The 19,034-nt window shown below is 54.3% G+C and carries 14 protein-coding genes; 13 read left to right on the plus strand and 1 reads right to left on the minus strand.

Features of this window, described 5'->3' with window-relative positions:
* Positions 1–103: 103 nt before the first annotated feature.
* Positions 104–622, minus strand: coding sequence for an Hcp family type VI secretion system effector (locus C2U43_RS04175; protein ID WP_047408665.1), 519 nt, complete (start codon positions 620–622; stop codon positions 104–106).
* A 673-nt stretch (positions 623–1,295) separates the two neighbouring features.
* Between C2U43_RS04175 and tssB the strand changes: the two genes are divergently transcribed.
* The 13 genes from tssB to tssM all read left to right on the plus strand — a co-directional run bounded on the left by tssB (position 1,296) and on the right by tssM (position 19,027).
* Positions 1,296–1,802 (plus strand): type VI secretion system contractile sheath small subunit, encoded by a 507-nt coding sequence (tssB, locus tag C2U43_RS04180; protein WP_071445512.1) that lies wholly within the window; start codon positions 1,296–1,298, stop codon positions 1,800–1,802.
* Between the two features lie 19 nt (positions 1,803–1,821).
* Positions 1,822–3,303, plus strand: a complete 1,482-nt coding sequence (gene tssC / locus C2U43_RS04185) for a type VI secretion system contractile sheath large subunit (protein WP_071445509.1) — start codon at positions 1,822–1,824, stop codon at positions 3,301–3,303.
* Between the two features lie 5 nt (positions 3,304–3,308).
* On the plus strand, positions 3,309–3,731 hold the full coding sequence (gene tssE / locus C2U43_RS04190) for a type VI secretion system baseplate subunit TssE (protein WP_071445507.1): 423 nt from the start codon (positions 3,309–3,311) through the stop codon (positions 3,729–3,731).
* A 5-nt stretch (positions 3,732–3,736) separates the two neighbouring features.
* Positions 3,737–5,569: a type VI secretion system baseplate subunit TssF gene (gene tssF, locus C2U43_RS04195; RefSeq protein ID WP_103284720.1), complete on the plus strand. Its 1,833-nt coding sequence runs from the start codon at positions 3,737–3,739 to the stop codon at positions 5,567–5,569.
* Complete coding sequence (gene tssG, locus C2U43_RS04200; RefSeq protein WP_071445502.1) at positions 5,536–6,579, plus strand: type VI secretion system baseplate subunit TssG; 1,044 nt, start codon at positions 5,536–5,538, stop codon at positions 6,577–6,579. Before tssF ends, tssG begins: the two co-directional genes overlap by 34 nt.
* Positions 6,580–6,607: 28 nt before the next feature.
* Positions 6,608–7,882, plus strand: a complete 1,275-nt coding sequence (tagH, locus tag C2U43_RS04205) for a type VI secretion system-associated FHA domain protein TagH (RefSeq protein WP_395227742.1) — start codon at positions 6,608–6,610, stop codon at positions 7,880–7,882.
* Between the two features lie 23 nt (positions 7,883–7,905).
* Positions 7,906–8,412: a type VI secretion system lipoprotein TssJ gene (gene tssJ, locus C2U43_RS04210; RefSeq protein WP_373371263.1), complete on the plus strand. Its 507-nt coding sequence runs from the start codon at positions 7,906–7,908 to the stop codon at positions 8,410–8,412.
* Between the two features lie 2 nt (positions 8,413–8,414).
* Positions 8,415–9,758, plus strand: a complete 1,344-nt coding sequence (tssK, locus tag C2U43_RS04215) for a type VI secretion system baseplate subunit TssK (protein ID WP_103284723.1) — start codon at positions 8,415–8,417, stop codon at positions 9,756–9,758.
* A gap of 27 nt (positions 9,759–9,785) precedes the next feature.
* Positions 9,786–10,571: a type IVB secretion system protein IcmH/DotU gene (gene icmH, locus C2U43_RS04220; protein ID WP_374115577.1), complete on the plus strand. Its 786-nt coding sequence runs from the start codon at positions 9,786–9,788 to the stop codon at positions 10,569–10,571.
* 11 nt (positions 10,572–10,582) lie between these two features.
* Positions 10,583–13,321, plus strand: coding sequence for a type VI secretion system ATPase TssH (tssH, locus tag C2U43_RS04225; protein ID WP_103284724.1), 2,739 nt, complete (start codon positions 10,583–10,585; stop codon positions 13,319–13,321).
* Positions 13,318–14,064, plus strand: a complete 747-nt coding sequence (gene vasI / locus C2U43_RS04230) for a type VI secretion system-associated protein VasI (RefSeq protein WP_103284725.1) — start codon at positions 13,318–13,320, stop codon at positions 14,062–14,064. The genes tssH and vasI overlap by 4 nt, the downstream gene beginning before the upstream one ends.
* Positions 14,065–14,074: 10 nt before the next feature.
* Entirely contained in the window at positions 14,075–15,490 is a 1,416-nt protein-coding gene (tssA, locus tag C2U43_RS04235) for a type VI secretion system protein TssA (protein WP_103285964.1), read from the plus strand.
* A gap of 105 nt (positions 15,491–15,595) precedes the next feature.
* Complete coding sequence (gene tssM / locus C2U43_RS04240; protein ID WP_158654568.1) at positions 15,596–19,027, plus strand: type VI secretion system membrane subunit TssM; 3,432 nt, start codon at positions 15,596–15,598, stop codon at positions 19,025–19,027.
* Positions 19,028–19,034: the final 7 nt, after the last annotated feature.

The following is a 19,034-nucleotide window of genomic DNA, read 5'->3' on the forward strand; positions in this document are numbered from 1 at the left end:
AAAAACGTAATTCCTTACTGACAGCCTTCTTCTTTATTGATTGCCTGTGGCGCAATACAAAAACAGCACCCTGCCCGTGAGGGCCGGATGCTGTGGTTTTAACTTATGCTTCCAGCGGTGCACGCCAGTCGTCAGCACCGGAAGTACCGGACTTGATGTGTTCCCACTCGACTTTACGGTACGCCAGTGATACGGCGAGCAGTTGAGTGAACTCACGCTGTGTCGGGTCCTGGCAGTGCGGCATATGCAGGTTCATATCCACAATCGTTGAGTCCGTCAGGCGGGTAGTGAAGTAATGTTCCTGCTTACCTTCGACAGAAGTGCGCCACCAGTGCAGTTCAACTTTTGGCAGCATCTCACCGGACGCCAGCGCGTTATACAGTAGCGGAACGGCTTTATTCAGCGCCACGGTAAAGATGAATGGCTTGTGGGCACGCTGGCCTGCGGGCTGACCGGACTGTGGGTCGGTTGGCACGGTGACGTTGTGCAAAAACTCCTGCACCAGCATTTCGTCTTCGTGGCCCTGCACATAGATGTTACCGACAGAATCGGCGGTGAATGCGCCAGCGGTGATATTGCCCTGAGTCTGGCCTGTTATTGAAATGTAACATGGGGTTGGCATTTGTCGTGCTCCTTGTGGGTGTTGTTAACAACTATTTCCGGTGGTCTGCCGTTAATTCCCGACAGGCCGATAATAATGCGGCTCACTCCAGGAGTCGCATTATGCTTCTGCATCCGGCTTACGAACAAACCGAAGATGTGGTAACTCGATGAATGATATTTAATATTTATTAATTATGTTTTTAATTTAATCTAAATATATATTATCAACTATTGCAATTCATTTTCTCAGATGCCTATGTCTGGAAATGGACATTGGTTAATCATGAATAATATTATATTCGCTGCGCTTTATTGAGAAAAGTCTGTGAGGTGTTTCTTAATATGTTTCATCCTTTTATCCATAAGTTTTATACATAGCAATCCACTATAATTATTCCTGATAATGCATAAAATAAATTCATTTAAATTCAATTTGTTATGGTTTTGCATTGTGCGATTTGTGTTGCTTTTGTTTCTTCTGTACTTATATCTATCGAGCGGATAATAAAATCATACCCTTCTTTCAATTGAAGAAAAAGATCTTTTAAAATTTATCATTGAGCGTAAAATGCGGAGCATGAAGGGTGTGGAATTTATCTTTTACTGCCACTGGAACGGCATTGTTAGTAATTTTTTGTAGTAACGAAAATGCTGTGTTCATGGCTCGAGCGACAATCTTACGGACTATTTTTATGAGCAGCAGAAAAAATGACAGCAGTGGCAGTATTGCCCCTAAAGAACGTGTAAATATTAAATTTCAGCCGAAAACGGGAAACCAGACAGCAGAAGTGGAACTGCCGCTTAATTTATTAGTAACCGGCAATCTGACAGGTGGAACAGATGACACTCCGCTGGACGAACGCCAGCCTGTTGCTATTAATCGTAACAATTTTAACGCCGTGCTGGATCAGGCGGATATCGGGCGTGATTTTACGGTGCCCTCTGCGCTTAGCGAAGCTTCTGATGTACGTATGAACGTCAATCTGAAAGTGAAATCACTGGCCGATCTGTCACCGGACAATATTGCCGCCCAGGTTCCGGAGATGCGCAAAATGCTGGAACTGCGCGAAGCGCTGGTTGCACTCCGGGGGCCAATGGGCAATATGCCTGCCTTCCGTGCGCAACTTCAGGCTCTGCTTGCTGACGAAAAGAGCCGCGAACAACTGATTGCGGAGCTGGGCCTCGCTGGCCGGAAATAACTTGTACAAGGATTTCAGTATGTCAGAAACCACCTTACCGGAAGCGCTTGCTTCCACTGCATCTGTCGCCGCACCCAGCCTGCTGGATGAGATCATGGCGCAGACCCGTTTTAAACCAGAATCAGAAAGCTACGATATCGCCCGTCAAGGTGTGACTGCCTTTATCACCGCAATGTTGCAGGATGATGAGGCAGAATCAGTCGATATCCTGGCCGTTAACGGCATGATTGCTGATATTGATGCGCGTATGGGCCGCCAGATGGATCTGATCCTCCATGCCCCGGAGTTTCAAGAGATGGAGTCGTTCCTACGCTCACTGAAGCTGCTGGTTGACCATGCCGATCCGCGTGAAAACATCAAAATTCACATCATGCACGCTACTAAAGAAGAGCTGTTGGATGACTTTGAATTTTCAGCGGAAATAACCCAGTCTGGGTTCTATCGGCATGTCTATTCCAGCGGTTTTGGTCAGTTTGGCGGTGAGCCGTTTGCCGCAGTGATTGGCAATTACGCTTTTAACAATACCGCTGCTGATATGAAGCTGCTGAAGTATGTTAGCGCCGTCAGTGCGATGAGCCACTGCCCATTTCTGTCTTCCGTATCACCGGAATTCTTTGGTCTGGATTCGTTTACCGAACTTCCTGGCATTAAAGACGTTGCTGCTATTTTTGAAGGCCCGGCCTACACCAAATGGCGTTCGTTGCGCGAGTCCGAAGATTCCCGCAATCTGGGCCTGACAGCACCGCGTTTCCTGCTGCGTCATCCTTATGCACCGGATGAAAACCCGGTTAAGAGCTTTAACTACCATGAAAACGTCAGCAAAAATCATGAGCATTATCTGTGGGGAAACACGGCTTTTTTGCTTGCGGCAAACATGGCTGAAAGTTTCATGTCCACCCGCTGGTGCCCAAATATCGTCGGTCCGCAGAGCGGTGGCGCGGTAAAAGATTTGCCGGTGCATTTATATGAAGCCATGGGCCAGCTTCAGGCCAAAGTTCCGACCGAAATTCTCATTACCGACCGGCGGGAGTATGAACTGGCGGAGCAGGGCTTTATTACTCTGACAATGCGCAAAGGCTCTGATAATGCGGCATTTTTCTCTGCCAATTCGGTTCAGAAACCCAAAGTGTTCCCTAACACGGTGGAAGGGAAGGAGGCTGAAACCAACTACAAACTTGGTACGCAGCTCCCTTATCTTTTCATCATTAACCGACTGGCGCACTACATCAAAGTATTGCAACGCGAACAGCTTGGTTCATGGAAAGAAAGAGGGGATCTGGAGCGTGAGCTGAACGGCTGGATACGCCAGTACGTAGCTGACCAGGAGAACCCGCCTTCTGACGTGCGCAGCCGTAAACCGCTGCGTCAGGCGAAGATTGAAGTCTCTGATGTGGAAGGTGAACCAGGCTGGTACCAGGTTGCTCTGAGCGTCCGTCCGCACTTTAAGTACATGGGGGCATCATTTGAGTTGTCCCTGGTCGGGCGTCTGGATAAAGAGTAGTCACCATGATAATGGAGCGGGAGTCTGGGGGGAGTCTGTTTGAACGTATCGGGGAGGCGGCAAAACCATCTTCACGCCAGCGCCCAAAGACGGCGCTGTTGCATTCTATACGCGATAACCTGCGCAATATCCTCAACACCCGTTCCGGTAGCTGTTATGGCTCACCGGAGCTGGGGATCACGGATTTTATCGACAGGCCACCCGAGCGCCAGAACATCCGGGAATGGATGGTTCAGGCGATCCAGAACTGTATTCTGCGTTACGAACCCCGGATATCGGATGTGGCGGTGACTGCTGCCACAGAGGATAGCCATGCGCCACTGAACCTGCGTTTTCATATTGTGGCATATATGGATTTCAGCGACAGGCAGGATGTCCTGGAGTTTGACATTCTGCTGGATAACCACCAGCACTGGTGCGTGGAGTAAACCTGATGGCCTTCGAAGAGCGTTATTACCGCGAAGAACTGGACTATCTGCGTCAACTGGGCAAACTTCTTGGTCGTGAAAAACCCCATCTTGCCCGTTTTCTGGCCGAGAAAGAGGGCGATCCTGATGTGGAACGCCTGATGGAGGCATTTGCTTTCCTTTCTGGTGGCCTGCGGCAAAAGCTGGAGGATGAGTTCCCGGAGTTTACGCACAGCCTGATTAATATGCTGTGGCCCAATTATTTACGTCCTGTGCCGTCAATGGCCGTGGTTGAATACAACCCTGTTGCGACACAGTTTTCTGCGCCCGTTCAGGTTTGTCGTGATGAACTGATTTGCTCAGGCCCGGTTCGCGTGACGTCTTCGGGACGTAAGATTCTGGCCGGGGATGATGCTACCCAGTCTCCTGTATGCCATTTTACTCTGGCACGCGATACCTGGCTGCAACCGTTACATATTCGCGATGTGCGTAACACCAGCACGCTGAAAAAAGGGTACGTTGACATTGATTTTTTCACCGAAGGTAGTGTTTCTCCCGACACATTGGATCTGAATAAACTCACTTTCTGGCTGGGAAACGGAGATGACTATACCCGCCAGCAACTCTATTTATGGTTCAGTGAGCGGTTAATGGATGCGGAACTGGTGGCTGGAGAGCGGCGTATTCCCCTACCGGATTTGTGGCTGAACGCAGCTGGGTTTAAACGGGAAGATGCACTATTGCCGTGGCCGAAAAACGTCCATAGTGGCTATCGCGTGCTTCAGGAGTATTTTTGCTACCCGGAGAGCTTTTTCTTCTTTCATTTACAGGGGGCCACGTCGCTACCGGCAGACTTCCCGGTCGGCGCGTTTACACTGCGTTTGCATTTTAATCTGCCATTACCTGTGGATATCAAGCTTCGCAAAGATTCACTGCGCCTGTACTGTACGCCGGTGGTGAATTTATTCGCTCACCATTCTGAGCCTGTCAGGCCGGACGACAGTTCACCGCAATATGCGTTACGGGCCAGTCAACAGAACCCGGAACACTATGATGTTTTCCAGGTGAAGACGGTTTCCAGTAAGGTTGCAGCGTCGGATAAAACTCCCGGTCCTGATGAAGCAATACATATCTGGCCTGAGTTTGAAGGGTTTCAGCATCAGATCGAGTTCAGCCGTCAGCGTGAAGTTGTCTACTGGCACCACCGCACCAGAACCTCCCTGTTTCATCGTGGTCTGGAACACGCCATTGCCTTTGTTCACGCCGATGGCAATCAGCCCGACCCTTCCCGACTGAACGGTGAAGTATTCACCGCTTCGCTGGTGTGCACTAACCGAATGTTACCTGCGTCACTGCATACCGGCGATATCTGCGTTCCTGTTAACAAAAATCCAGCGGTGGCATCGTTCAGCAACGTTACGCGCCCGACCCGTCCTCTGTATCCAGTAACGGATGGCGATATGCACTGGTCGCTGATTTCCTGCATGAACCTGAACTACCTTTCGCTGTTGGACCGGGAGGCGCTGATCCAGGTGTTGCGTACCTTCGATATGCCGGGTATCCACCATCCACAGCAGGCACGGCTTTCCTCACAGAAGCTCGATGCCATCGAAAAAATGGAATCCCGCCCGGTTGACCGTCTGTTTAAAGGCGTCCCGGTTCGCGGTCTGTCCACCACGCTGTGGATCAATCCCGCCCCCTTTGTCTGTGAAGGCGAGATCTACCTGTTGGGTACCGTACTGTCATACTTTTTTGCGCTGTACGCCAGCATCAACTCATTTCACTGTCTCAAAATTATTAACACGGAAAGTCAGGAGTCCTGGGAATGGCAACACACAGGCCAGCACGCCCTGATGTAGGGGAAACGCTACCGCTCCCGGATGTGCGCGGGATGAATTTTTATGTGCTGATGGAGTCACTGTACCGCCAGTATGGTGAGCCGGGCTGTGAACCATCCCTGCGCACCGAACCGGAGCATGAAGTGGCGCTGTTCAAATCTGATGCCAGTATTGCCTTTCCGGGCAGCGATCTGAGTACGCTTGAACGCAGTGACAGCGGGCAGTTTATCCTGACGACAAAATTCCTGGGCTTCTCCGGCAGTCAGTCGCCGCTGCCCGGCTATTACCTGGATCGGATGGCGCGCGAATCTGCGCAAAATGAAGAGGGGCTGAAAGCGTTCCTCGATCTGTTCAGCCACCGCTGGACGCAGTTTGCTTACCATGCCTGGCGCAAATACCGCTATTACGTCTGTTTTCGCAACGGTGGAACTGATGTCTTTTCACAGCGGATGTATGCGCTGGTGGGCCTGGGCAATCAAAGCGTGCGAGACAAACTCGCCATCAATCACAGCAAAATGCTGGCCTACGCCGGGATACTGGCAACACCTGGGCGCTCGCCGGACGTGGTAAGTAACCTGGTCAGCCACTGCTTCGATTTACCTGATGTCAGCATCGAAAATTGGCAGTTGCGTAAGGTAGTCCTTGAACCCGCGCAACAAAACCGGCTGGGCGTGCGTAATCCTAAACGGAAAACGGCCGGGTATGTGCCGGGCCGCTCGGTGATCGGCGTTAATTTTACCCTCGGTGCCAGAGTGCCGGATCGCAGTGGAAAATTTCTGTTGCGGATCGGTAATCTCTCGATGGCGCGCTACCTCTCTTTTTTACCGGAAGGCGAAAACCACCAGGCGCTGACGATGTTTGTCTCCTTTCTGCTACGCGATCAGTTCGCCTGGGATCTGCGGCTTGATCTCGCACCGGACCAGGCGAAGGGAATGCGGCTGGGCGATCGCTCTCGATCCTGTATCGGACGCACGGCGTTTATCGGCCAGCCGAAAATGCCGCCAACCGTCACCCTCCATATTAGGGATTAATTTAATGGAAACGCAAATGGCTGAGGAAATAACGCACGCTCCCGTACTCTCACTGACGCTACAGGTGATGAACGGTAACGAACTGGAGAGCGGACGCGCCGCAAAATGTCTGTTTACCGCCGATGGCGGGGAAATTGGCAACGCATCCACCTGCCACTGGCCGGTGCAGGACAGGGCGGGTTCTGTTGCCGAACGCGCCTGTCAGGTGGTGATGCATGACGGCACATTTTGTCTGAAAAGCCTGGTATCGGGGCTGATGATTAACCTGGCACCGATGTCCACGGAGACCGGGCTGGTGCGCCTGCGGCAGGGCGATGAGGTCGTTCTGGGGGCGCTGGCGCTGAAGGTATTTATCCACAATGGACAGCTGGTCAGCTACAGCGAACAGATGGCGGCACCGGAAACCATCGTCACCAACCGTGACCGCCTGGCAGACGCGCTGCTGACGACGAACGGTCAGCCTGCGTATCCGGGCATGCCCCGAATGCACCAGCTTGCGGATACCGTGGTCAACAGCTTTTCCGCCGATCCGCTTCAAGCACTCCAGATGGAAAGTCTGACAGTGGCAGGCGATCCGCTTGCGGGGGTTGTCCCTGTCCGCTCTTCTGTTCCTGACAGGGATGGCGTGATCGACACCCCGTTTATGGATTTACCGCCGCGGTATTCCGATCAACAGACTCGCTACGAGGATGCGGCATCACCGACAGATACTGCCCAGCTCCATCTTGCCGTGACCCCGCTGTTGCGTGGGCTGGGCGGCTCGCTTGCCGTGCGTAACTCACAGGATGCCGATGATTTTCTGGAAGAAGCAGGGCGGACGTTGCAGGCGGCGATAAAAGGTCTGCTTGAGCTACAACAGCGCCGCAACAGTCTGTCGGACAAGCATCTGCGCCCGCTGGAAGATAACCCGCTGCGCCTGAATATGGACTATACCACCGCCCTTGACGTGATGTTTGCCGAAGGCAAAAGTCCAGTGCATCTGGCTGCACCCGCTGCCGTTGGTGAGAGTCTGCGCAATATCCGTCATCACGAAGAGGCCAACCGCGCCGCGATTGTCGAATCGCTGCGCGTGTTGCTGGATGCGTTCTCGCCGCAGAGCCTGATGCGTCGCTTTGTGCAGTACCGGCGCAGCCATGAACTGCGAAAGCCGCTGGATGATGCCGGTTCCTGGCAAATGTACTGCGATTACTACGACGAACTGGCCTCCAGCCGCCAGCAGGGTTTTGAAATGCTGTTTAACGAAGTCTATGCCCAGGTGTATGACCGGGTACTGCGCGAAAAACAGCGGGAGCCGGAAGCATGACAGGACGTTTTTTTCGTTTCTGCATGGTGATGTTGCTTTTCAGCCTCACCCTGACAGGCTGCGAAATGGTGAAAAAGCTCGGCCAGGTGATTAAGAACCCGGATGTTCAGGTCGGGAAACTGGCAGATCAGTCATCGGAGGTAACGGTCACGTTACTGACCGAGCCTGACACGAATATCAATGCGGACGGTGAGGCGGCTGCGGTCGATGTGCAACTGATTTATATGAGCGATGACTCGAAGTTGCAGGCGGCTGACTACGACATGGTTGCCAGCACGCCGCTGCCGGAGGTGCTGGGGAAAAATTATATCGACCACCAGGACTTTAACCTGCTGCCGGATACCATAAAAACGTTGCCGCCAGTGAAACTGGATGAAAAAACGCAGTTCATTGGTGTGGTAGCGTACTTCTCTGATGACCAGGCCACTGAGTGGAAGCAAATCGAACCAGTAGAAGGGGCGGGTCATCACTACCGTCTGCTGGTGCATGTACGACAGGGCAGTATCGAAATGAAGAAAGAGGACAACTGAGAATGGCGACCATGAAAAACAGGGTGATCTGGCAGGAAGGTCTGTTTGCCCTGCCGCAGCACTTCCAGCAGCAGCAGCGTCATCAGGAATATTTGCTGAACCAGCGTATGAGTGCGCAGGATGATTTTGCCTGGGGATTCACCTCGTTGTCGATCAATACCGAGCTGCTTGCCCAGGGGAAACTGATGCTGGACTACGCGACGGGTTGTATGCCGGATGGCACGGTGTTCAGCATTCCGGAGCAGGATCAACTCCCTCTGCCGTACCAGCCGCTCGATCTCTCCCGATCCGGCAGCAATGACATTTATCTGGCATTGCCCGTTATCAGTGATATCACCTGTGAAATCGAAGGTCGCCGGAGTGCTGGGCAGGGAACAGAGCGTTACCGCCTGACCCAGGCCGATACCCGCGATTTGCATTCCGATGATGGCGACGTGCAGCCTATCGTGCTGGGACAACTGGCACCGAAAATCGTCAGCGGCGCGGACGATCTCAGCGCCATGGTCACGCTGCCGCTGTGCCGTATCCGCAGCCAGCAATCCGGTGGCGCACTGGTGCTGGATGACAGCTTTATCCCGACCAGTCAGGCCGTCCGCGTAAGCCCCGTGCTGAACGGATTTGCTGGCGATGTGCAGGGGCTTCTCAGCAACCGCGCCAGCGAGCTGGCAAAACGTATCGGTTCGCCGGAGCAGAGCGGTATCGCAGATGTGGCTGAGTTCATGATGTTGCAGATGCTTAACCGCAGCCAGATGCACTTTACTCATCGTACCCACCTACACACCCTGCACCCGGAAACGTTTTATCTGGATCTGGTCCGCTTACTGGGGGAACTGATGACCTTTACGGAAGACAGTCGTCTGCCCTGTCCGGTGGAGCCCTACGACCACCGTAATCTTACGCAGTCGTTTAATTCCGTAATCCCGGAGCTGCGCCGGGCGCTCAACACCGTACTGATGCCGCGTGCGCAGAATCTGCCACTCGTCTTCTCTGACGGGTTTTATGTTGCCACGGTTAACGATCCGACCCTGTTGCGCTCCGGCACATTCATTCTGGCGGTGCGCTCACGGATGCCGCACAGCCAGCTTATTCACCAGTTTACCCAGCAGTCAAAAATCGCGGCCACCAACAAAATCCGCGATATGGTCAGTGTGCAGGTACCAGGTGTACCGCTGACGCCGCGAACTGCCGCCCCGCGCCAGTTACCGTACCACGACGGTTTTGTTTACTTCGAGCTGGACAAAGGTGCTGCTGCCTGGCTGGACGTGGTGAAAGCCGGTGCGCTGGCGCTGCATATTTCCGGCACCTTTCCGGATCTGGGGATACAGTTGTGGGCGATAAGGGGTTAAACCATGAATGAGTCGTTCGTTCCGTCCATTGACAGTCTGACCACAGGGAACCCGTCGGGAAAGGTCAATACTGCGCCGCAGCTCGCGGACGAAAGTCTCTCTGGTCGCCAGTACCGATTGGCTCTGCGCGGCAACAGCATAAACCCGATGATTGACGCCGCCACACCCCTGCTGGGGATGGTGATGCGCGTGGACGGGATGAACAGCCAGAGTATGCCGGAACACCTTTTTGCGCAGGTGGTGACGGACGTTCAGGCTGTGGAGCAACTGCTACAGGAACAGGGCTACGAGCCGGGCGTGATTGTCTCGTTTCGTTATGTTCTCTGCACCTTTATTGATGAAGCTGCACTGGGGAACGGCTGGTCGAACAAAAACGAATGGATCAAACAGTCGTTACTTGTGCATTTCCATAACGAAGCCTGGGGCGGTGAAAAAGTGTTCATCCTGCTGGAGCGCTTGATTCGTGAGCCAAAGCGCTATCAGGATCTGCTTGAGTTTTTATTTCTGTGCTTTTCGCTGGGGTTTCGCGGGCGCTACAGGGTGGCTGCGCAGGATCAAGGGGAGTTTGAACAGATATATCGCCGCCTGCATCACGTTTTGCATCAGCTTCGTGGCGATGCGCCTTTTCCGCTGCTGCATCAGGATAAAAAAACGCAGGGCGGACGCTATCAGCTTATCAAACGATTGACCATCCGACATATTCTCTGCGGCGGCATCGTCGTGCTGGCGCTGTTTTATTTCTTTTATCTGCTGCGGCTGGACAGCCAGACGCAGGATATTCTGCATCAACTGAACCGGCTGCTTGCCAGGTAAGGACACGACATATGATCCAGATTAATCTGGCCTCTCTGGTTAAGCATCTTAACCCGTTTTCCCGCCAGGCGCTGGAGGCGGCGGCAGCAGAGTGTATGAGCCAGCAGGCAATGGAAATCACCGTGGCACATGTGCTGTTGCAGATGCTGGCAGCGGTGCGCAGTGACGTGAGGGTGATTGCTGACCGGGCAGAAATTGATACAAATGCGCTTCGCCAGGCACTGAAGGTGGAAAATTACACGACGTCGCGAGCGACAGACAGCTACCCGGCATTTTCGCCGATGCTGGTCGAGTGGCTGAAAGAGGGCTGGCTGCTGGCCTCTGCCGAGATGCAGCATAGCGAGCTGCGCGGTGGAACACTGCTGCTGGCTCTGCTGCATTCGCCGCTACGCTATGTCCCGTCTGCCGCTGCCCGGTTGCTCATCGGCATCAACCGCGATCGCCTGCAACAGGACTTTGCTGAGTGGACGCGCGAGTCGGCGGAGTCAGTCGTACCGGATGCTGGCGGGCGGACCGTCAGTACTAAAAACGATACCGGCGACAGCCTGCTTGGCCGCTACGCCAAAAACATGACCGCAGACGCCCGTAACGGCAAACTCGATCCGGTCCTGTGCCGCGATAATGAAATCGACCTGATGATCGATATTCTCTGCCGTCGCCGCAAAAATAACCCGGTCGTGGTCGGTGAGGCGGGCGTCGGTAAGAGTGCGCTCATTGAAGGACTGGCGCTTCGTATTGTCGCAGGCCTGGTGCCGGACAAGTTGCGCGATACCGATATTATGACGCTCGATCTTGGCGCATTGCAGGCGGGCGCATCCGTTAAGGGTGAGTTCGAGAAGCGTTTTAAGGGGCTGATGGCAGAAGTCATTCAGTCACCCAACCCCGTCATTCTGTTTATCGACGAAGCCCATACGCTGATTGGCGCGGGGAATCAACAGGGCGGGCTGGATATCTCTAACCTGCTCAAACCGGCGCTGGCACGCGGCGAGCTGAAAACCATCGCCGCCACCACCTGGAGTGAGTACAAAAAATATTTCGAGAAAGACGCCGCCCTGTCGCGCCGTTTCCAACTGGTGAAAGTCAGTGAACCCACGGCTGCAGAAGCGACTATTATTCTGCGCGGTCTGTCGGCGGTATATGAGCAATCGCACGGCGTATTGATTGATGATGAAGCCTTACAGGCAGCGGCGACGTTAAGCGAGCGTTACCTCTCTGGTCGTCAGTTGCCGGATAAAGCCATCGACGTACTGGACACAGCCTGTGCCCGCGTGGCGATTAACCTCTCGTCGCCGCCGAAGCAAATTTCGGCGCTGACCACCCTGCGTCACCAGTGCGAGGCGGAAATGCGCCAGCTTGAGCGTGAAATCCGCATCGGCCTGCGGTCGGATACCTCACGACTGACTGAAGTTATCGTCCAGTATGACGAAACGTTGACCGAACTGGATGAACTGGAAGCGGCATGGCACCAGCAGCAGGCGCTGGTCCAGGAAATTATCTCGCTGCGTAAAGGGTTGCTGGAAGAAACCGACGCCAGCAGCAGTGAAGACATCACGCTACCGGACGCTGACGATAACGTCGTATCAACGGATGAACCCGAGGCCGAGCAGACGGGCGCGGAACCTGAAATCCCTCCTGCTGTTCGTCTCGTGCAGTTAACTGCTGAACTGGAGGCGTTGCACCATACGCAACTGCTGATTTCCCCGCACGTCGATAAAAAACAGATTGCCGCCGTGATTGCCGAATGGACTGGCGTGCCGCTTAACCGCCTGTCGCAAAACGAAATGTCAGTGATTACTGACTTACCTCAGTGGCTGGGTGAGACCATAAAAGGCCAGGATCTGGCGATCAGGCACCTGCATAAACACCTGTTGACCGCCCGCGCCGATCTGCGCCGTCCGGGACGACCGCTTGGCGCATTCCTGCTGGCTGGTCCCAGCGGCGTGGGTAAAACCGAAACCGTACTACAGCTGGCAGAACTGCTTTATGGCGGTCGCCAGTACCTCACCACCATCAATATGTCGGAATTCCAGGAGAAACACACCGTTTCGCGCCTGATTGGCTCCCCTCCGGGCTATGTCGGCTACGGTGAGGGTGGCGTACTGACCGAAGCGATTCGCCAGAATCCCTACTCTGTGGTGCTGCTTGACGAGGTGGAAAAAGCGCACCCAGATGTGCTCAATCTTTTTTACCAGGCGTTCGACAAGGGCGAGATGGCCGATGGTGAAGGCCGGTTGATCGACTGCAAAAATATCGTCTTTTTCCTGACGTCTAACCTCGGATACCAGGTGATTGTCGAACATGCCGACAATCTGGAATTAATGCAGGACGCGCTGTACCCGGTGCTGGCGGACTTCTTCAAACCCGCGCTGCTGGCTCGTATGGAAGTGGTGCCTTACCTGCCGTTATCTAAAGAAACGCTCTCGGTCATTATCGCCGGGAAGCTGGCAAGGCTGGATAACGTGCTGCGAACCCGCTTTAACGCGGAAGTGGTGATTGCATCGGCTGTCACTGACGAAATCATGCAGCGCGTCACCCGCGCCGAAAACGGTGCGCGAATGCTGGAATCGGTTATCGACGGCGAGATGCTGCCGCCACTGTCCCTGTTGCTGTTGCAGAAAATGGCGGCGAGCATCGCCATTGCCTGCATTACGCTGGACGTAGTGGACGGCGCATTTACTGCTGACATTGAAGATGTGCCGGATGAGGATACTCAGCCCGAAACCAAAACAGAGGACGAAGCTGTTTTATGAGCAGAATGCAGACGCTCCGGCAAACCGGACTGCTGATGGCTGGCCTGCTGGCGGGATTGTCTGCGGGTATTTCGTTCGCGAAAACGCCACCCGTACCCGGCGTCGTGGCCGCGCTGAGCAGCACCACATCCCCCGAGCCGGATACACAGGCCACGCTGAAAGCGATGCAGTCCTGTCGCCAGGAGCCTGCGGCGCTGGAACGACTCGACTGCTATGACCATATTTTGGCTCCGGGGCAATCCAGTTTTGATGGCGCGCTGGTAAAGGCCCGTTATGAAGGTGAGGCCTGGAAACGGGCTTTTGCTCAGGAAAAACAGCGTCCGGACAACTCCACCGCATTGATGATAACGCAAAGCGACGGAGAACATCCGACGGTGATTATCACCACGCCCGCTATCGGCAACGTCCCGCCGCGTCCGGTACTGATGTTCAGTTGCGTGGACAACATCAGCCGGATGCAGGTGGCGCTGACACATTCCATGACGTCCAGTGATATCGCCGTGACGCTGACTACTGATCACGGGCGCTTTCAGTCTCGCTGGTTTATCCGTGAAAACGGCACCCTGCTGGAGTCCAGCCGGGGATTATCCGGAATCGACGAAATTAAACAGCTTTTTGGTGCAAAAACGCTGACCATCGACACGGGCACGGACAGTGCGGCCGGGAAACTGACCTTTAATATTGACGGGCTGGCGAAAACCATCGCGCCGCTGCGCGATGCCTGTCACTGGGCGGGAGAATAATAAAATGGTAATGGACTTACGTAACCCGGATATCTGGATATCGCATCTGCTGGAAAATCTGCCGGAAGACAAACTGACCTCTGTGCTGAAAGATGATAATCCTGACTGGGAATATATTGACGGCGACATGCTTAAACTCGGCTCTCTGGCTCACAGCCAGCTTGATATCCCGGAAATTCAGCGCCGGGGGTTGACGCTCCTGGCCTCTAAAAGCAAGGATTTTCGCCTGCTGACCCATCTTTTACGTACCCTGCAGCACGCCGGTGATCCGCTGCTGGCGCTGCGTTTGCTGGCGCTTTACGTGGAGCATTACTGGACGGTGGCAGCACCGGGAATGGCGCATAAAAAACGTTTTGCCGCCCAGGTCATAAAGCGTTTTGAGGCGGGCATTTCCGGTTTTGCAGAGAATGCTGCTGCGACGCAGCGCGATCTGTTGTTGGGTGAACTGGCAAAACTGGCGCTACTGTGGCAGGACAATAACGCGACTGAACTGGCGCAGGCAACGGATGATGTTGCTGCGCTGTACATGCGGGCATTTCGCGACAGCGAACCTGCCGAAACGCCCGTTGCAGCACAATCTGCCGTCGCTTCTGTACCGCTTTCTACTGTGCCGGTCGCATCTGCACCTGCGCCATCTTCGGTAGCCCCCGCACCGGTGATGAATATTGACAGCCATGACGACAAAGCCTGGCGCGATACGTTGCTGAAAGTCGCTGCCATTTTATGCGAACGCCAGCCGGACGTGCCGCTTGGCTACCGTCTGCGTCGCCATGCGCTGTGGCTGGCAATTACCTCCGCGCCGCAGGCTGAAAGTAACGGACGCACACCGCTGGCCGCGTTCCCTGCCGATATGATGGATGATTTTCATGCGCGTCTGAACAATGCCGACATGACGCTGTGGCAACAGGTAGAGAAAAGCGCACTTCTGGCGCCCTACTGGTTTGACGGTCATTACCTTTCAGCGCAGGTTGCGCAGCGGCTGGGCTACACCGCCGTGGCAGAGGCTATCCATGAAGAAGCTATCGGTTTTCTTACCCGTTTGCCCCAGCTTTCCACTCTGCTGTTTAACGACCATACGCCCTTTATCAGCAGTCAGACAAAACAGTGGATGACCGCCTCGCCGTCCTCCGCTCAGCCCGTATCAGCACAGCAATCCGGCGAGGAATGGCAGAACGCCTTGGCCTGTTTTACTGAACAGGGGCTGGAGGCTGCATTACGGTATCTGGATACGCTGCCCGAAGGTTCCCCCCGTGACCAGTTTTATCGTCAGTATTTTGGCGCACAACTGATGGACGATGCTGGAATGGCAAAAATGGCGCAGCAACAGTTTCGGATGCTGTTCAACACCGGCTTGCGAATAGTGCTGGCAGAGTGGGAACCATCACTACTTGAGCAGCTTGAACAGAAGTTCACGGCAGAACAGTAAGAGATAACAGGAGTTTTTGTGAGAATACCGACCCCCCGACTGTTTAGTGGCATGAAATCAGTTTTGCGACCCGCGATGCCACGGTTTAAGGTCTCCGCGTTCTGGCTGCTGGTGCTGGCATGGGTTTTCCTGCTGGTGTGGATCTGGTGGAAAGGCCCGTCATGGTCGTTGTATGACGAGCTGTGGCTTAAACCGCTGTCCAATCGCTGGCTGGCGACGTCGGCATGGGGGATTATCGCCCTGGGGTGGCTCACCGTCCGGGTGATGAAGCGCCTGCAACAGCTTGAGAAACAACAAAAACAACAACGTAAGGAAGCGCAAGACCCGCTGAGCGTCGAGCTGAATGCGCAACAGCGTTACCTCGACTGGTGGTTACTGCGCCTGCAACGCCATCTCGACAACCGTCGTTATCTGTGGCAACTACCGTGGTATATGGTCATCGGCCCTGCCGGGAGCGGTAAAACCGCACTGTTACGTGAGGGATTTCCGTCCGATATCATTTATACGCCGGAAACGGTTCGTGGTGCAGAACAACGAGTGTACCTGACGCCGCATGTCGGAAAACAGGCGGTGATTTTTGATATTGATGGCTCGCTCTGTGAACAGCCGGATGCTGATGTCCTGCACCGTCGATTATGGGAGCACGTTCTGGACTGGCTGGTGGAAAAACGTGCCCGCCAGCCGCTGAACGGGATCATTATCACTCTCGACTTACCTGACCTGCTGACGGCTGACAAACGCCGTCGTGAGCATCTGTTGCAGACGCTGCGCAGCCGTTTGCAGGATATGCGCCAGCACCTCCACTGTCAGCTACCGGTTTACGTGGTGCTGACGCGGCTGGATTTGTTACACGGCTTTGCCGCCCTGTTTCAGTCACTGAACAAAAAAGATCGCGATACGATTCTGGGTGTTACCTTCACCCGCTGCGCTCATGAAAACGAGGACTGGCGCGCGGAGCTGGATGCTTTCTGGCAGACATGGTGCGATCAAATGAACCATGCCTTGCCGGATCTGATGCTCTTGCAGACGCATATGCGCAGTTCCCTGTTCAGTTTTTCCCGCCAGATACAGGGAAGCCGGGACTACCTGGTCGCCCTGCTCGACAGCCTGCTGGACGGTGAAAATATGGATGTGATGCTGCGTGGGGTATACCTCACTTCGTCACTGCAACGGGGCCAAATGGATGACATCTTTACGCAATCTGCCGCCCGGCAGTATCGGCTGGATGGCAGTCCACTGATCGCCTGGCCGCTGGTGGATACCGCATCTTACTTTACCCGCAATCTGTTTCCACAAGCGCTGCTGGCGGAGCCAAATCTGGCTGGAGAAAGCCGCACCTGGCTGATAAACAGCCGTCGCCGTCTTACGTCTTTTTCCGCAGTGGGTGGGGTGGCGGCATTACTGCTCATCACCGGATGGCACCATTATTATAATAATAACTACGCCTCCGGCGTACAGGTGCTGAAACAGGCGGAAGCCTTTATGGCGATCACGCCTCCGCAAGGGATTGATGACTACGGTAATATGCAACTACCGCTGCTTAACCCGGTGCGCGACGCGACGCTGGCCTATGGAAACTGGGATGACCGCAGTCGCCTGGCGGATATGGGATTGTATCAGGGACGGCGCGTCGGACCGTATGTCGAACAAACCTATCTGCAACTGTTGGATCAGCACTTTTTGCCTGCGCTGTTTAACGGTCTGGTGAAAGAAATGAATGCTGCACCGCCAGAGAGCGAAGAAAAACTCGCCGTGTTGCGTGTGATGAGAATGCTGGAGGATAAAAGCGGACGTAATCATGAAGTGGTTAAGCTGTACATGGCGAAGCGCTGGAGTGACGAGTTCCACGGCAAGCAGGACATCCAGGCGCAACTGATGTCGCACCTCGACTACGCGTTGAAGCACACCGACTGGCACGCAGAGCGTACAGCGGGCGACGGGGATGTCATCAGCCGCTGGACACCGTATGACGGTCTGGTGGTGGCTGCACAGAAAGAGTTAAGTAAACTACCTGTTTACCAGCGTGTTTACCAAAGTCTGAAAACACGGGCGCTTGGTGTCCTGCCTGCCGATCTGAACCTGCGCGATCAGATTGGTCCGACGTTCGATCAGATCTTCGTTGCCCCTGATGACAACAAACTGGTGATTCCGCAGTTTCTCACCCGCTATGGCCTGCAAAGTTATTTTGTGAAGCAACGTGATGCGCTGGTAGAACTGACAGCGATGGATTCCTGGGTGTTGAATCTTACCCAAAGTGTCAAATACAGCCAAGCCGATCGTGCTGAAATTCAGCGCCAGTTGACCGAGCAGTATATCAGCGACTATACCGCCACCTGGCGGGCGGGGATGGACAACCTCAATGTGCGCGATTATGAATCCATTGTACAACTGACCGGCTCACTGGAGCAGGTTATCAGCGGCGATCAGCCGTTGCAGCGTGCGCTGACGGCGCTGCGGGATAATACGCAGCCAGCCATTCTCTCTGAAAAGCTCTCTGATAAAGAGCGAGAAGATATGCAGGCAGAGCCGGATTATCGCCTGCTGACGCGTCTCGGACATGAGTTCGCACCGGAAAACGCTACCCTGGCAGTGCAGAATAACAAGGAAAATACCTTACAGGCGGTCTATCAGCAGCTAACGGAACTGCATCGCTACCTGCTGGCTATCCAGAATGCGCCGGTACCGGGGAAATCGGCGCTGAAAGCTGTTCAGCTCCGCCTTGACCAGAACAGCAGTGACCCTATATTTGCTACCCGCCAGATGGCGAAAACGCTTCCTGCACCACTTAATCGCTGGGTGGGTAAACTCGCCGACCAGGCCTGGCATGTGGTGATGGTGGAAGCGGTTCACTATATGGAAATTGACTGGCGTGACAACGTGGTGAAACCGTTCAACGAACAGCTTGCAAATAACTATCCGTTTAATCCACGTTCATCCCAAGATGCCTCGCTGGATGCATTTGAACGTTTCTTTAAACCGGACGGTGTGCTGGATACCTTTTATCAGCAGAACCTGAAACTGTTTATTGAGAATGATTTAAGTCGTGACGGGGGGGACGGCGTGATTATCCGTGAGGACATCATCCGGCAACTGGATACCGCGCAGAAAGTCCGTGACATATTCTTCAGTAAGCAGAATGGCCTGGGAACACAGTTTGCGGTGGAGACCGTCTCGCTTTCCGGCAATAAGCGCCGCAGTGTACTGAATCTGGACGGGCAATTAATTGACTACAGCCAAGGGCGTAATTACACCGCTCATCTGGTCTGGCCGAACAACATGCGGGAAGGTAATGAAAGCAAACTGACGCTGGTTAGCACCAATGGTGGGGCACCGCGAAGTATCAGTTTCAGTGGGCCGTGGGCGCAGTTCCGGCTATTTGGTGCAGGCCAGTTAACCAGCGTGGAAGAGGGGACATTCAGCGTGCGCTTTAACGTGGACAGTGGCGCGATGGTCTACCGGATACACGCTGATACTGAAGACAACCCGTTTAGTGGTGGACTGTTCAGTCAGTTCCGGCTAACGGACACGCTGTACTGAGGAAGGA

This window comes from Citrobacter freundii complex sp. CFNIH9 (genome assembly GCF_002903305.1).
Classification (GTDB): Bacteria; Pseudomonadota; Gammaproteobacteria; order Enterobacterales; family Enterobacteriaceae; genus Citrobacter; species Citrobacter portucalensis.